10 protein-coding genes are annotated in these 15,064 nt (G+C 72.8%); 5 read left to right on the top strand and 5 right to left on the bottom strand.

All coding sequences use genetic code 11. The features are described from left to right. Positions 1-161: 161 nt before the first annotated feature. On the top strand, positions 162-2,717 hold the full coding sequence (gene glgP / locus MXD60_RS19085; RefSeq protein ID WP_248820683.1) for an alpha-glucan family phosphorylase: 2,556 nt from the start codon (positions 162-164) through the stop codon (positions 2,715-2,717). A 44-nt stretch (positions 2,718-2,761) separates the two neighbouring features. Here glgP and glgX read toward each other — a convergent pair whose 3' ends face one another. Further along, positions 2,762-5,008, bottom strand: coding sequence for a glycogen debranching protein GlgX (gene glgX / locus MXD60_RS19080; protein ID WP_308222536.1), 2,247 nt, complete (start codon positions 5,006-5,008; stop codon positions 2,762-2,764). Positions 5,009-5,183: 175 nt separating this feature from the next. Between glgX and MXD60_RS19075 the strand changes: the two genes are divergently transcribed. Further along, positions 5,184-5,960 (top strand): enoyl-CoA hydratase/isomerase family protein, encoded by a 777-nt coding sequence (locus tag MXD60_RS19075; RefSeq protein WP_248820682.1) that lies wholly within the window; start codon positions 5,184-5,186, stop codon positions 5,958-5,960. Positions 5,961-5,990: 30 nt separating this feature from the next. On the opposite strand, the gene MXD60_RS19070 is transcribed toward MXD60_RS19075, so the two are convergent. Then, a complete protein-coding gene (locus MXD60_RS19070; RefSeq protein WP_248820681.1) occupies positions 5,991-7,061 on the bottom strand; it encodes an endonuclease/exonuclease/phosphatase family protein in 1,071 nt (356 codons plus the stop codon). Between the two features lie 153 nt (positions 7,062-7,214). Continuing rightward, a complete protein-coding gene (locus MXD60_RS19065; RefSeq protein ID WP_248820680.1) occupies positions 7,215-8,600 on the bottom strand; it encodes an NsdA family TPR-like regulatory protein in 1,386 nt (461 codons plus the stop codon). Between the two features lie 518 nt (positions 8,601-9,118). On the opposite strand from MXD60_RS19065, the gene MXD60_RS19060 reads away from it, so the two are divergent. The 3 genes from MXD60_RS19060 to MXD60_RS19050 all read left to right on the top strand — a co-directional run bounded on the left by MXD60_RS19060 (position 9,119) and on the right by MXD60_RS19050 (position 12,148). Beyond that, a complete protein-coding gene (locus tag MXD60_RS19060; protein ID WP_248820679.1) occupies positions 9,119-9,904 on the top strand; it encodes an electron transfer flavoprotein subunit beta/FixA family protein in 786 nt (261 codons plus the stop codon). Between the two features lie 12 nt (positions 9,905-9,916). Continuing rightward, positions 9,917-10,879, top strand: coding sequence for an electron transfer flavoprotein subunit alpha/FixB family protein (locus tag MXD60_RS19055; protein WP_248820678.1), 963 nt, complete (start codon positions 9,917-9,919; stop codon positions 10,877-10,879). Between the two features lie 216 nt (positions 10,880-11,095). After that, positions 11,096-12,148, top strand: coding sequence for an ROK family protein (locus MXD60_RS19050; RefSeq protein WP_248820677.1), 1,053 nt, complete (start codon positions 11,096-11,098; stop codon positions 12,146-12,148). 96 nt (positions 12,149-12,244) lie between these two features. Here MXD60_RS19050 and MXD60_RS19045 read toward each other — a convergent pair whose 3' ends face one another. Together MXD60_RS19045 and mftE are read right to left on the bottom strand one after the other, a co-directional pair. Next, on the bottom strand, positions 12,245-13,048 hold the full coding sequence (locus MXD60_RS19045) for a mycofactocin-coupled SDR family oxidoreductase (protein ID WP_248820676.1): 804 nt from the start codon (positions 13,046-13,048) through the stop codon (positions 12,245-12,247). After that, positions 13,045-13,893: a mycofactocin biosynthesis peptidyl-dipeptidase MftE gene (gene mftE / locus MXD60_RS19040; protein ID WP_248820675.1), complete on the bottom strand. Its 849-nt coding sequence runs from the start codon at positions 13,891-13,893 to the stop codon at positions 13,045-13,047. Before mftE ends, MXD60_RS19045 begins: the two co-directional genes overlap by 4 nt. Between the last annotated feature and the right edge of the window lie 1,171 nt (positions 13,894-15,064).

The raw sequence follows: 15,064 nt of genomic DNA, 5'->3' as shown, positions 1-15,064 counted from the left end.
ATCCGGCCCGCCGCGCACTGCGATCTGACCGTGGAGAGCAGGCATTTCCGGAGGATCGGGGCCCTTCGCCCCGGTCCGACGGCGAGATGTTCGGGGAACGTAACCCGCCGGTCGAACCCGGCTGCGTAGTTGTCACCAACACTGTCTAGGCTCACCTCTTCGTGAGAGCCCTACGACGGTTCACCGTCCGTGCGCAGCTCCCGGAGCAGCTCGCTCCGCTGGGGGAACTTGTTCTCAATCTCCGCTGGTCGTGGCACCCGGAGACACTCGATCTCTTCGAGTCGGTCGATCCCGAGCTCTGGCGGACCACCAAGGGGGATCCGGTCCGCCTGCTCGGCGAGGTCGACCACGACCGGCTCACCGCACTCGCCGCCGACCGACGGTTCGTGCGCCGGCTCACCGACGTCGCCGACGATCTCGCCGACTACCTCGCCGCGGACCTGTGGTACCAGCGGGCGAACCTGGCGGGCGCGCCGTCGGCGATCGCGTACTTCTCGCCGGAGTTCGGCATCACCGAGGTGCTCCCGCAGTACTCCGGCGGCCTCGGCATCCTCGCCGGCGACCACCTCAAGACCGCCAGCGACCTCGGCGTGCCGATCATCGGGGTCGGGCTGCTGTACCGGGCGGGCTACTTCGTCCAGTCGCTCTCCCGCGACGGCTGGCAGCAGGAGCGCTACCCCGGCATCGACCCGCACGGTCTGCCGCTGACCCAGCTCACCGACGCAGGCGGTCGCCCGGTGAAGGTCGCGGTCGGGCTGCCGGAGGGGCGCACCCTGCACGCGCAGATCTGGAAGGCGCAGGTCGGGCGGGTTCCGCTGCTGCTGCTCGACTCGGACGTCGAGGACAACCAGCCGGCCGAGCGCGGCGTCACCGACCGCCTCTACGGCGGTGGCACCGACCACCGGCTGCTGCAGGAGATGCTGCTGGGCATCGGCGGGGTGCGGGCGCTGCGCGCCTACGCGGCCGTGACGGGCAACCCGGCGCCGGAGGTCTACCACACCAACGAGGGGCACGCCGGCTTCCTCGGCCTGGAGCGCATCCGCGAGCTCGTCGAGACCGGGCTGAGCTTCGACGAGGCGCTCGAGGCCGCCCGCGCCGGCACCCTGTTCACCACGCACACCCCGGTGCCCGCCGGCATCGACCGCTTCCCCCGCGACATCGTCGCCCGCCACTTCGGCGGAGACAACTCCTGGCCGGGCGTGCCCGTCGAGCGGATCCTGGAACTCGGCGTCGAGCCCGACCCGAACGTGTTCAACATGGCGCACATGGGCCTGCGCCTCGCGCAGCGGTCCAACGGGGTCAGCAAGCTGCACGGCATCGTCAGCCGGGAGATGTTCTCCGGGCTGTGGCCCGGCTTCGACGCCGCCGAGGTACCGATCGGTTCGGTGACCAACGGCGTGCACGCCCCCACCTGGGTCTCGCGCGCCGTGCTGGAACTCACCGACCGTGAACCCGGCCCGAGCCTGCTCTCCGACGACGCCGCCGGCTTCGCGAAGATCTCCACGCTGCCCGACGACGTCGTCTGGAGCATGCGGCGCCAGCTGCGGGAACGGCTCGTCGCCGAGGTCCGCCGCCGGGTCCGGGCGTCCTGGCTGGAGCGCGGCGCCGCCCCCGGCGAGCTGGACTGGGTCGAGTCGGTGTTCGACGCGGACGTGCTGACCATCGGGTTCGCCCGCCGGGTGCCGTCCTACAAGCGCCTCACGCTGATGCTGCGCGACCGTGACCGGCTGCGCCGCCTGCTGCTGCACCCCGAGCGGCCGATCCAGATGGTGATCGCCGGCAAGGCGCATCCCGCCGACGACGGCGGCAAGCTGCTCGTCCAGCAGATCGTCCAGTTCGCCGACGACCCGTCCGTGCGCGCGCGGATCGTGTTCCTGCCCGACTACGACATCGGCATGGCCCGGTTCCTGTACTCCGGCTCGGACGTGTGGCTGAACAACCCGCTGCGCCCGCTGGAGGCGTGCGGCACGTCCGGGATGAAGGCGGCGCTCAACGGCTGCCTGAACCTGTCCATCCGGGACGGGTGGTGGGACGAGATGTACGACGGCCAGAACGGCTGGGCGATCCCGACCGCCGACGGCGTCGAGGACCCCGACCGCCGCGACGACCTCGAGTCGGTCGCCCTGTACGAACTGCTGGAGAACACCGTCACCACGCGGTTCTACGACCGCCCGGCCGGCGGGCCGCCGCCGCGCTGGACGGCGATGGTCAAGCACACCCTGTCGACCCTCGGGCCTCAGGTGCTCGCCAGCCGGATGGTGCAGGAGTACGTCGAGCGGTACTACGTCCCGGCCGCCGTCTCGGCCCGGACCGCCGCCGCCGACGACCTCGCCGGCGCCCGCGACCTCTCGGCGTGGAAGAACCGGGTCCGCGCCGCCTGGTCGGGCGTGCGGGTGCTCAACGTCGACTCCGCCGGTCTCGGCGACACCCCCCAGGCGGGACAGTCGCTGGTGGTCCGGGCGACAGTCGAGCTCGGCGGGCTCGCCCCCGAGGACGTCGCTGTCCTCGCCTCCTATGGTCGGGTCGACCAGTCCGACCGGATCGCCGCCCCGGCGACGCTGTCGCTGCAGGCGGTGGGGGACAGCGAGGGCGCCCTGCGCTACGAGGGCACCATCCCGCTCGGCCACACCGGCGCGTTCGGCTACACCGTGCGGGTGCTGCCGCGCCACCGGCTGACCGCGAGCGTCGCCGAGCTCGGCCTGGTCGCCAACCCGTAGGCCGTCCCGGGCCGTGCCGGCGCACGTGGGGTCGGCACGGTCCGTCAGCCCAGGGGATGCGCCCGCAGCAGGATGACGCTGCGGGCGCGCACCGTCAGGTCCGCGCCGCCGGGCAGCACCCGGCCCGGTTCGGCGAGGCTGGCCGGGAAGCCGGCGAGGTCGTCGTCGGTGGTGTCGAGCAGCAGGTCGAGCCGGGCTGCCCACGGCGCGCCGGGCAGGACGATCGCGGCGTCGGCGTCGTCGGGATGCAGGACGTAGACCAGGCCGGGCCCACCGTCCTCGCCGGCAAGGACGGCGACGACGGTGTCCAGCCGGGAGGCGTTCCAGTCCGCCTGGGACATCACCTGACCGTCCGCGCGCAGCCAGGTGATGTCCGCGAGCCGGCCCGGGGCCGACTCACCGCCCCGGAAGAACCGGTCCCCGCGCAGCGCCGGGGTGTCGCGGCGCAGCGCCAGCAGCCCGCGGACCAGGCCGGGCAGGGCCGGATCCGGCCCGGCGGGATCGGCTGCGGCGCCGGCCTGGTCGCCCGTCGGCCAGGCCAGCCAGGACACCTCGTTGTCCTGGCAGTAGGCGTTGTTGTTGCCGCCCTGCGAGCGGCCGAACTCGTCGCCGGCGAGCAGCATCGGCACGCCGGCCGACAGCAGCAGGGTGGCGAGCAGGCCGCGACGGACCCGGCGGCGGGTCGCGAGGATCGCCGGGTCGTCGGTCGGGCCCTCGACGCCGTGGTTCGCCGACCGGTTGTCCGACTCGCCGTCCCGGTTGCCCTCGCCGTTGGCCTCGTTGTGTTTGTCCGCGTAGGAGACGAGGTCGGCCAGCGGGAAGCCGTCATGCGAGGTGACGAAGTTCACCGACGCCCACGGCCGCCGCCCGGAGTGCTGGAACAGGTCCGACGACCCGGTCAGCCGGTAGCCGAGGTCGGCGACCCCGCTGGTGCGGCCGTTCCACACGTCGCGCGCGGTGTCGCGGAACCGGCCGTTCCACTCCGCCCACGGCGCCGGGAACGACCCGACCTGGTAGCCGCCCCAGCCGACATCCCACGGCTCGGCGATCAGCTTCACCGACGACAGCAGCGGGTCCGCGTGGATCGCCGTGAGCAGCGGCGCCGCGGGGTCGAACGCGTCGGGATTGCGGGCGAGCGCCGTGGCCAGGTCGAACCGGAAGCCGTCGACGCCCATCTCGGCCACCCAGTGCCGCAGCGAGTCGCAGATCAGCCGGACCACGTGCGGGCTGGTCATGTTCAGCGTGTTCCCGCAGCCGGTGACGTCCCGGTAGCGCCGCGCGTCGGTGGGTTCCACCCGGTAGTAAGCGGTGTTGTCCAGGCCGCGCAGCGACAGCGTCGGCCCACGTTCGCTGCCCTCGGCGCTGTGGTTGAAGACGACGTCGAGGATCACCTCGATGCCGGCGGCGTGCAGCGCGGCGACCATCGCCTGGAACTCACCGGCCGGGTCGTCGGTGGCCGCGTACGCGGCGTGCGGGGCGAGGAAGCACAGGCTGTTGTAGCCCCAGTAGTTCGACGTCGACCGGGCCAGCAGCGTCGTCTCCGAGACCGAGGCGTGCACCGGGAGCAGCTCGATCGCGGTGATCCCGAGCTGGCGGAGGTAGTCGACGATCACCGGGTGGCCCAGGCCGGCGTAGGTGCCACGCAGCTCGGGGGGCAGGCCGGGGTGGCAGCGGGTGAGGCCGCGCACGTGCGCCTCGTACACGACGCTGCGCTCCCACGGGATGCCCGGGCGGTTGGCCGCCGGATGGCCGTGATCCCCGGCGGCGGGCCGGTAACCGTCGCCGAGCCGCCCGCCCGGACCGGTCACGACACAGCGGGGCACGAACGGCGCCGAGTCGCGGCCGTCGGGCTCCCGGCCGTACGGGTCGCCGTCGGCGAAGCCGTAGATCGCCGGGTCCGCCCGCAGGGTACCGATGACCAACCGGGCATACGGGTCCATCAGCAGCTTCGCCGGGTTGAACCGCTGGCCGCGCTCGGGATCGTACGGGCCGTGCGCGCGCAGTCCGTACCGCTGCCCGGGCCTGATCCCGGGCAGGCGGCCATGCCACACCGCGCCGTCACGTTCCGGCAGGCGATGGCGGGTCTCCGCGCCGGCGGCGTCGAACAGGCACAGCTCGACCGCGTCCGCCCCCGGCGCCGCGACGGCGACGTTCACCCCGCTGCCGTCCCAGCTCACCCCGAGCGGCCAGGCCGCCCCCGGACCGGGGCCGTCGGCGTCGGCGAGGCCCGAGTGGGCGCCGGCGGACGCCGACCGGTCGGATGCGCGGACACGGCCGCCAGGGTCTGACACCCCACTGACGCTAATCGAGTCGTCGACGCGCCGTCGGCCGATCCGCGGCCCCGTCGGCCCCATGGCCGGCAGCGGATCGTCGACTCCGATGAAGATCAGCTCCTGCCGCCCTATCGTGACGGACGGGCAGGAGGCCCCGCCGACCAGTGCGGGGCCAGGCGGCGGGAGGACAGCGATGAGCGTCGTGCGGCTGGATGTTGACGGGGGCGTGGGCACCATCAGGCTGGACCGGCCGCCGATGAACGCGCTGAACGCCGAGGTCGCCGCGGGGCTGCGCGAGGCCGCCGTGCGGGCCACGACCGACCCGGCGATCCGGTCGGTCGTGCTCTACGGCGGCGAGAAGGTCTTCGCCGCAGGCGCCGACATCAAGGAGATGGCGCCGATGGACTTCGCCGAGGCCACCGCCTGGGTCCGCGACCTCAGCTCGACGTTCGAGCTGATCGCCCGCATCCCGAAGCCCGTCATCGCGGCGGTGACCGGCTACGCGCTCGGCGGCGGCCTGGAGCTGGCGCTGTGCGCCGACGTCCGGGTCCTCGCGCGGAACGCGAAGGTCGGCCAGCCGGAGAGCCTGCTGGGGGTGATCCCGGGCGCCGGCGGCACGCAGCGGTTGCCGCGGCTGATCGGCCCGTCACGGGCGAAGGACCTCGTCTTCAGCGGCCGGCAGGTCCGCGCCGACGAGGCCGAGCGGATCGGCCTGGTCGACGTCGTCGTCCCCGCCGAGCAGACCTACGAGCGGGCCACGGAGATCGCGCGGAGCTACGCCGCCGGGCCGGCGATGGCGCTGGCGGCGGCGAAGCAGGCGATCGACGACGGCGCCGAGGTCGGCCTGTCCGAGGCGCTGCGGCTGGAGGCCGCGCTGTTCGCCGGCCTGTGGGCGAGCGAGGACCGCCGGATCGGGATGGAGTCGTTCCTCGCCGACGGCCCGGGCAAGGCGACCTTCCTCGGCCGCTGAGCGCACGCCCCGCCCGAGCCGGACCCCGGCTCAGCGCATCGCGAGGTCGGCGATCACCGGTAGGTGGTCGCTGCCGAAGTCCCCGCCGACCTGGAAGCCGGTGACGGCGAAGGCAGGCGAGGCGAGCACGTGGTCGAGGCGCAGCACCGGCGGCACCAGCACCGCGCGGGCGCTCCAGGTCGGGTCCCAGCCGGCGCCGACGACGTCATGGGCGTCGCGCACCCCGGCGTCGATGAGGCGGCGCAGTGGCCGGTGGTCGCGGGTGGCGTTGAAGTCACCGGCCATGACCACGGGCAGCGTCGCCGTGCGGGCCTCCTGGCGCAGCGCGCTGAGCTGGGTGCGCCACCGGCTGGTGTACGGCCCGGTCGTCGGGGAGATGGTGTGCACCGCGTACATCACGAAACGCCGCTGCTCGTCGACCTCGACGGTGGCCCGCAGCGACATCGAGCCGCCGACGATCGGCGCGGCCGCGTCCCGCAGTGGCAGCCGCGAGTAGAGGGCGGCGCCGAACGCCCCGTCGCGGACGCGGACCTCGTGGTAGCGGAAGGCGCCCAGCGCGCCGGAGGCGCTCACCCGCGCCAGGGTGAGCGGGGAGAGCTCGAGGAGGACCAGGACGTCGGGGTTCGCCGCGCGGATCTGCGCGCCGAGCCGGTCGGCGTGCGCGTTGTCGTAGTACAGGTTCGCCGACATCACCCGCAGCCGGGCGGAGCCGGGCGCCGCGTTCTCGGCGCTGCCGGGCAGCACCTCGGGCAGTGACCAGAACAGGTGCATGACGATCAGTGCGGCCGACAGGATCAACAGCAGGTTGCGCCGCCGCGCGAAGGACACCGCCAGGGTGACGTACGCCGGCAGGTACAGCAGCGGCGTCAGCGCGTTGATCGCCGAGTAGGGCCAGTCGAACGCGTCGTCGAGGTGGACCAGCCGGCCCAGCGCCAGGAGGGCCAGGCCGACCGCGACGACCCGCGCGACGGCCGTGATGACCGCCGCGGGCCGTGGAAGCGTGCGGTGCCGGGGTTCGACGGGGGCGACCGGGATGTCGCCCGGTCCGATCCGGGGTGGGGTGTCCGGTGCGGTCTGCCCCGAATCCTGCGCGGAGGTCACCGTTCCAGAGTGCCTGGCCGGCCGGGTCGGACGGCCGGCGGGGGACCCCGGGGCGGCACGGTGGCGCCGGCGGCAACGGTGGCGCCGGTGGCGCGCACCGTTGCCGCCGGCCGGGGCCACGGACGGGCCGACGTCAGCCCGGGTCGGGGCGGGTCAGACAGGGCTGGCCGCGGTGGCGGCGAGCAGTGGCCGGGTCCGCTCCCGCCACTCCCGCACGGCCACGGTGTGGTGGCTGCCGAGCTCCTGGTCGAGCTGTGTCAGCTTGTCGGTGATGCGCTGCGAGGTGATCTGCCCGGCGACGCCGACCGCCCGGTAGCCGGCCTCCAGCGCGCCCTCCAGATCCGGGCTGGGACCGAGCAGATAGGTCAGGGCCAGGTCCGCCTCGGCGTAGCTGCGGGTCCGGGCCCGGGCGTCGCCCTGCAGGGCGCGAGCCGCCAGCAGGTTCGTGGTGGCTTCCTGGGAGCGCTGGAGCAGCAGCAGGCAGTGCCCGCGGCATTCCGCGGCGTCACCCCGGTTGTAGTGGCCCGCCCAGGACGGGGACTCCTCCCCGTCGCTGCTGTCGATCGCGTCGTCCATCAGGTCCAGGGCCTGCCGGCAGCCGGCCTCGTCCCCGTTGCGGGCCAACGCCCAGGCGTGCTTGTCGTAGAGCATCGCCCGCACGGTGTTGGTGGAGTGCCGGTGGGAACGGTTCAGCGCGGCGCGGGCCAGCGCCAGGCTCTGACGGGGGTGCTTGAGCTGGGCGGCCTGGTCGCTCATCCCCGACAGCACGCGGCCGGCGAGCATGTGGTCTCCGGCGTGCTCGGCGAGGCTGAGCGCCTGGATGTAGTAGCGCTGCGCGAGCGCGTGGCGTTTGCTGTCCTGGGCGAGCCAGCCGCTGAACTGGGTGAGCTCGGCCAGGGCGCTGAACAGGTCCGGGTCGGGGCGGCGGTCGCGGGCCGCCCGGGTCTGGTCGTGCAGGAAGCTGATGACCTGCGGGCGGATCTCCGCGCTGCCGAACTTGGCGTCGAGGGTGCGGAAGGTCGCGGTGACATCGCGGACGAGGGCTCCGCCGCCGACCGCCGGCTGCTCGGTCCGGCCGATCCGGTCGACGACGCCGGTGAGGCTGGACAGAACCGGGTCGGCGAAAGCGGTTGCGATGAAAGCGGTTCCCTCCTGCAAAAGGTCACGTCGACGCATGTCTCGTCCCGAAAGGCCAGTAAGTGTCCGTAGTGTCTCAACAGGGGCATTTGCGCCAGTGAGCCCCAGGTCGTCATTGCGGTACGACTCTCCGCGCCAACCGAGGTCGGCCGGAAGGACGGGATAACCCAGCGCGGCCGACATCTCGGCGGCCGCGAGTTCGGCGACCATTGGATCTCGTGGGCGCATGCCGCGCCGCCAGTGACCGACCGTGGTGCGGGCGAGGCCCAGCTCGACCTGGCGCTGCTGCCGCGCACGGGCGTTGACCAGGCAGGCGAAGCGGGTGTCGGAGACTCCGGCCTCGCGGAGAAGGCGGGCGAACATCGTACTTACTGAAGGATCTTCCGGTGGCGTGTTCGACATCTTTCCCCCGTCGAAGTATGAGCGACCTGAGTAGCGGTGGTTGCGCAATGTTCACCGCATAAGGCAGAAAGTAGTTGGTGCGCCGTGAACAGGGGAAGAGGGTGTGCACAAGGAGGACGGAATGCACGCCTCGTCCGGGACTCCGGACTCTTGTTCTAGCGTGATGATTGGTTCCCTTTTCCGCAGGAACACGCTATCGAGTCGGCCGGCTCATTTGCACTCGCCTATGCAGGATATTCTGCACGTGCAGCCACGTCCGGCCGTTCGAGGGACGCGGGTCGCCGCGGGGGAGCCCCGGAGGGCGGGGTGATACCCCGGTCACTGGGGATGGCTCCGGCGAGGTGCACGGACTAGCCTCGGTGACGGCGTGTAGTTGCTGTCGGTGTCCGGTCCGACCGTCCAGGTCAGGGGCTCGGTGCGGCCCTCGTCACGCCACCGATCATCGGGCGCGCAAGCGCCCCAGATGCGACGATGTCAAGAGCACTGACATCCGATGTTGGCTACGGAGGCCCCTAGGCGTGAACATCGTCGTTACCGTCAAGCAGGTTCCCGATACCTGGGCGGAAAAGAAGCTCGATGCCGCGGACAAGACAGTCGACCGCAAGAGCGTCGACAACGTCATGAACGAGATGGACGAGTACGGGGTCGAAGAGGCCCTGAAGATCAAGGAAGCCCACGGCGGTGAGGTCACCGTCGTCACCATGGGGCCGGCCAAGGCGGTCGAGACGATCCGCAAGGCGCTGTCGATGGGCGCCGACAAGGCCGTGCACCTCACGGACGACTCGCTGCACGGGTCGGACGCGCTGGCCACCTCCGCGGCGCTCGCCAAGGTGATTTCGACGCTGTCCCCGGACCTCGTCATCACCTCCTCCGAGGCATCGGACGCCCGTGGCGGCGTCATCGGTGCCCTGCTGGCGGAGCGGCTCGGCCTGCCGCAGCTCACCCAGGCCCGCAAGGTGACGGTCGACCCGGCCGCGAGCAAGGTCACGATCGAGCGGCAGGCCGACAACGGCTACGCCCTCGTCGAGGCGAGCCTGCCCGCCGTGGTCAGCGTCGTCGAGAAGATCAACCAGCCGCGGTACCCCTCGTTCAAGGGCATCATGGCGGCGAAGAAGAAGCCGCTGACGACCCTGTCCGCCGCCGACGCCGGCCTCGACGCCGCCTCGGTCGGTCTCGCCGGCGCCGCCACCTCGGTCGTGACGGCCGTGCCCGCGCCGCCCCGGTCCAGCGGAACGATCGTCAAGGACGAGGGCGACGGCGGAACGAAGATCGCCGGCTTCCTCGCCGCGCAGAAGCTCATCTGAGGGGTTTGTTCGATGGCTGAAGTTCTCGTTCTCGTCGAGCACGCCGACGGCGAGCCGAAGAAGGTCACCGCCGAGTTGCTGACGCTCGCCCGCGCGTTCGGCGAGCCGGCGGCGGTGTTCCTCGGCGCGCCGGGCACCTACGCCAAGGCGAAGGAGTACCTGGCCACGTACGGGGCCGCCAAGGTGTACGTCGCGGAGTCCGACGACATCGCCGGGTACGGCGGCGGCCCCGCCGCCGAGGTGCTCGCGAACCTCGTCGGTGCGGCGTCGCCGGTCGCCGTCCTGGTCGCCGCGACGGCGGACTCCCGGGAGATCGCCGCCCGGGTCGCGGCCCGGATCGACTCCGGTCTCATCTGGGACGCCACCGCACTGAGCGCCGACCTCGTCGCCACCCAGGGCATCTTCGGCGGTTCGACGATCGTCACGTCCAAGGTCACCAAGGGCGTCCCGGTCGTCGTCGTGCGGCCGAACTCCACCGCCCCCGAGGCCGCGCCGGGCACGCCGGCCGAGCAGATCGTCGACGTCGCGGTCAGCGACGCCGCCAAGGGCGCGAAGATCGTCGACCGGGTGGTCGAGGCGAAGTCCGGTCGCCCGGACCTCACCGAGGCGCAGGTCGTCGTCTCCGGCGGCCGTGGACTCGGTGCCGCCGAGCACTTCGCGCTGGTGGAGAAGCTGGCCGACACCCTCGGTGCCGCCGTCGGAGCGTCGCGCGCCGCGACCGACGCCGGCTGGTACCCGCACCAGAACCAGGTCGGCCAGACCGGCAAGACCGTCTCGCCGCAGCTCTACATCGCGGTCGGCATCTCCGGCGCCATCCAGCACCGGGCCGGTATGCAGACGTCCAAGACGATCGTCGCGGTCAACAAGGACCCCGAGGCGCCGATCTTCGAGTTCGCGGACTACGGCCTGGTCGGTGACCTGTTCAACGTCGTCCCGCAGCTCACCGAGGAGATCGGTAAGCACAAGGCTGGCTGACCAGACAGGCCGGCTGACCAGACAGGCCGGCTGACCAGACAGGCCGGCTGACCAGACAGGCCGGCTGAGCAGGCTCGCCTGGCTGTACCACGGCCGGACTCCACCCGTCCCCGGACGAGGCTGGAGCCCGGCCGTTGTCAGTTCGAGGTCGCGGTCGCGGGCCGGACAGCGCCGGCGCCGGCGCCTGATTAGTCAGCGAAAGGTGTTCAGATAGCGATGTCGTCTCCGCCGCCGGTGTCAGCGGCTCCCGCGGACTCCGCGGACTCCCCGCGCCTGTCCGCGTCGGCGTGCGCGCTCGCGCTCGACATCGGCGGAACCAAGATCGCGGCTGCCGTCGTCGACGTGACCGGAACGCTGCGGGGTACGGCGCGCCGCCCCGTGCCCGCCCCCCCCGCGGATGCCGTGGCGGCGGGGGAGCCCTCCGCGGAGGCGGTGTTCGGGGCGGTGCGGGACTGCGCCGAGCAGGCCCTGGCCGCGGCCGGGATGACTGGCGCGGAGCTGGCGGGGATCGGCTGCGGCTGCGCGGGGCCGATGCGTTGGCCGGTGGGCGAGGTGTCGCCGCTGAACATCCCCGCGTGGCGGGACTTCCCGCTGCGGGCCCGGCTGGGGGAGCTCTACGCCGACCTGCCCGTGCGGGTGCACAACGACGGGATCGCACTCGCCGCCGGCGAGCACTGGTCCGGGGCCGGGCGAGGCGTGCGCAACCTGCTCGCCGTCACCGTCTCGACCGGGGTCGGCGGCGGGCTGGTGCTGGGCGACCGGCTGCTGCACGGGGGTTCCGGCAACGCGGGGCACATCGGTCACGTGGTGGTCGAGGCCGACGGGCCGCCGTGTCCCTGCGGCGGCCAGGGCTGCGTCGAGGCCATCGCCGCGGGCCCGCACTCCGTGCGGCGCGCCCTGGCGGCCGGCTGGAACCCGGCGCCGGGTGAGATCGCCGACGGCCAGGCGCTGGCCCGCTCCGCTGCCGCCGGCGACGCGGTGGCCCGCGCGGAGCTGGTCCGGGCCGGTGCGGCGGTCGGCGCCGGCCTCGCGTCCTGCGCGAGCCTGCTCGATCTGGACGCCGCGGTTGTGGCGGGCGGGTTCGCCCAGTCCGGCCCGATCTTCTGGGAGGCCGTCGGCGGGTCGTTCCGGCGCCATGCGGGACTGGCGTTCGCCCGTCGGCTGCGGATCATGCCCAGCGCCGACCCGGCCGGCGGCGCGCTGCGCGGCGCCGCGGCCTTCGTCCTGGCGCCGGACCGGTACGGCTGGTCGGACGACGACCCGGTCTGACCGGACCCCGCCGGCGCGGGGGTGTCACCCGTGCGGGGAGCGCTCCCGGCACAAGTGGTTCCCCGGACGGCGGCGGCTGTCCGCGGCCGGGGCAGCTCAGCCGGTGAAACCCCCGTCGACGGCCAGGACCGAGCCGGTCATCGCGCTGGCGGCGGGGGAACACAGGAAGGCGACGGCCGCCGCGACCTCCTCGGGCCGCAGCAGTCGCCGCAGGTACGCGTGGCCGGCGAAGTCGCCGGCGTCCGCCAGGTCGTAGATCCGGGCCGACTCGAGCAGCATGGTGGTGTCCATCGACCCGGGGCAGACGACGTTCGCGGTCACCGACGTGCCGGTGAGGTCGGCGGCCAGGCTGCGCACGAGACCCACGACACCGTGCTTGCTCGCGGAGTAGGCCGCCAGTCGCGGCAGCGGACGGGTCCCGGCGGCCGAGGAGACGGCGACGAACCGTCCGGCCCTCGCCGCGAGCAGGTGCGGGACCGCGGCCCGGATGACGTGGAACACACCCGTGAGGTTGGCGCCGAGCAGGGCCTGCCAGCTTTCGTCGTCGGTCTCCCAGACCGGCGGGCCGCCCGCGATGATCCCGGCGGCGGCGACGGCGACGTCGAGCCGGCCGTAACGCTCGAGGGCGGCGGCGACGGCCGCGTCCACGTCGGCCTGCCGACCCACGTCCGCCGGCACCGCGATCGCGTCCCGGCAGCGGCCGGCGACGGCGTCGAGCTCCCGCGCGGTCGAGTAGGGGTACCCCGCGGCGGGTGTGCCGGGCAGCGCCCGGTCGACGAGGACGAGGCGGTGGCCGGCCGCGTCGAGGGCGGCGGCGACCGCCGCGCCGAGCCCGCGGGCGGCGCCGGTCACCAGGGCAACGGGGGCGGCTTCGGCCGGTGTGTCGGGGCCGGGCGTCATGCGAACCTCTCGGTCGACGGGGGAGTGGGCCGGGTCGCCGCCGCCCGCGGATCAACCGGCGGATCCTCAACCGGCGAGTCCTCGGCTTGCGGGCCCTCTGCTGGCTGGACGACGGCTGGCTGGGCGATGGGTCGCGGCGCGCACGGGCCCAGGTGTCCGGCCCAGCGCCGCAGGTGCTCGGTGGCGTCGCGCAGGTAGGCGTCGAGCAGGCGGGCGCCCTCGGCGGCGGACGCGCCGGTCGGGTCGCCGAGGATCCCCGACGGGCTGAGCGCGGCGACGCCCCGGGCGACGAGATCGGCGAGCGCCGGCATGGGCCCGGCCCGCGCCTGGTCCAGCCGCACCAGGTCGGGGGCGAGGTGGAGCAGCAGGGACGTCTCCGCGCGGCCGGCGTGCAGGTCACCGGCGGCGCCGGGCACGCCGGCGGTCCGCGAGAGCGCCACGGTGGGCGTCCACACCCGCAGGGGTCGGCCCTCCGCCGCCAGCACCCGGCCGGCCGCGCGCAGCGCGTCCGCGTTCCCGCCGTGTCCGTTGACCACGAACACGCCGGCCGCCGTGTCGTCGGCCGACCGGACGAGTTCGACGAGCGCCCGGCCGAGCACCTCGGTGCCCAGCGACAGCGTGCCGGGGAAGCCGGCGTGCTCCCCACTGGCACCGAACGCCAGCGCGGGCGCGACCAGCAGGGGGGCCAGTCGTTCGGCGAGCCCCAGGGCGACCGCGTCGGCGATCCGGGTGTCGGTGTCCAGAGGCAGGTGCGGGCCGTGCTGCTCCGTGCTGCCGAGTGGCAGGACGAGGACGGGTCGTGCGCCGGCGAGGTCCGGCCAGGCGGCCCGGCCGAGAGTCACCACGTGGTCCGCCCCCCGCCGTGTCGGCCGTCGCTCACCGCGGCTGCCGGCCGAGGAGTGAACCCATCCCAGCACGGTGGTGCCGGCCTGGTCGACACCTCCTGCTCCTGCCGTGGGGCCTGCCTGGCGCGGTAGCAGGGGTGGGGGCCCGCGCCGCCACCGGTGCCGCACGGAACGGAGTCCGGCACAGGGACCGGGGCGCGCCCGCGTCGCGTCGACAGCCCTCCCGCGCCGGCACCTGTGTCCGCGCCCCCGTGCCGCGCACTGCCGGGCATCGAGATGTTTGGCGCCGGCGAGGGCGGGAAGAACAGTAACCAGGGCTCGCCAGCGGACGGGCTCCAGCAGCGGGAACGGCGCCGGCCAACGAGGCGTTGGACCTGGTGGTAGCGGCTCACCTCGGTGTGGGTGGGCAAGACCGGAACACGGTCCACGGCGCATCCTGCCGGGCCCGTGGCCCACCGTTCATCGATGGTGGCGGAAAGTTATCGCCCTGCGCCCGTGCGCAGCGGCTCTTCTCGTGTATAGTTCTCCTTCGTCGCCCACTGAGCTTTCGAGCTCGATGTCGCGCAGGACCAAATCTCCTCCGAGGGGGCACAGACCCCCCGAGGAAACGGGCCGCGGACGGTGCGATAAGGTGTGAAAGTGGCAATCATCAGCCTCCTTCGGAGAAATCCAGCGGCTGGGACGATTTGACACAATCAAGCCAAAGCCTGTAACTTGGCGACATCGCACGAAATCAACATGAAATACCATGTTGATTCGAGCGCGCAACAAAACGCCACATCGACTGGGTCCATATCGCACACAACACGGCGATTTGACACCAACCGAAACGGCCGGTAAGTTAAAGAAGCACCATAACAAAGCAAAAAGCCAGCTCGACCGGGTCTACATCGCAGACAAAACAGCGATTTGACACCGACCGAAACGGCCGGTAAATTAAAGAAGCGCCAGAGCAAAGCCAAAACGGCAGCGAGCTGGTTGCGCCTGCTCCTTGAGAACTCAACAGCGTGCCGATTGTCAGTGCCAAATATGTTTGACCCCGTTCATGGCCTGACTGGTTGTGCTTCCACGGTTTGTGGGGGTGTGGCTGGTTGTGGTTGTGAGGGATTCCTTTGGACACGATGCTCGTGGGTCTCACACGGTTGTGTGGGGTTTGTGGGTGTTGATGTCG

The organism is Frankia sp. AgB32 (assembly GCF_023243045.1).
GTDB lineage: Bacteria > Actinomycetota > Actinomycetes > Frankiales > Frankiaceae > Frankia.
Note: the sequence above shows the minus strand (reverse complement) of the source record. Positions and strands in the feature narration are given on the sequence as shown.

Coding starts and splice junctions, on each gene's coding strand:
- MXD60_RS19050 (WP_248820677.1), top strand. CDS start 11,096: ATGTCGTCTCCGCCGCCGGTGTCAGCGGCTCCCGCGGACTCCGCGGAC.
- MXD60_RS19055 (WP_248820678.1), top strand. CDS start 9,917: ATGGCTGAAGTTCTCGTTCTCGTCGAGCACGCCGACGGCGAGCCGAAG.
- MXD60_RS19045 (WP_248820676.1), bottom strand. CDS start 13,048: ATGACGCCCGGCCCCGACACACCGGCCGAAGCCGCCCCCGTTGCCCTG.
- MXD60_RS19075 (WP_248820682.1), top strand. CDS start 5,184: ATGAGCGTCGTGCGGCTGGATGTTGACGGGGGCGTGGGCACCATCAGG.
- MXD60_RS19065 (WP_248820680.1), bottom strand. CDS start 8,600: ATGTCGAACACGCCACCGGAAGATCCTTCAGTAAGTACGATGTTCGCC.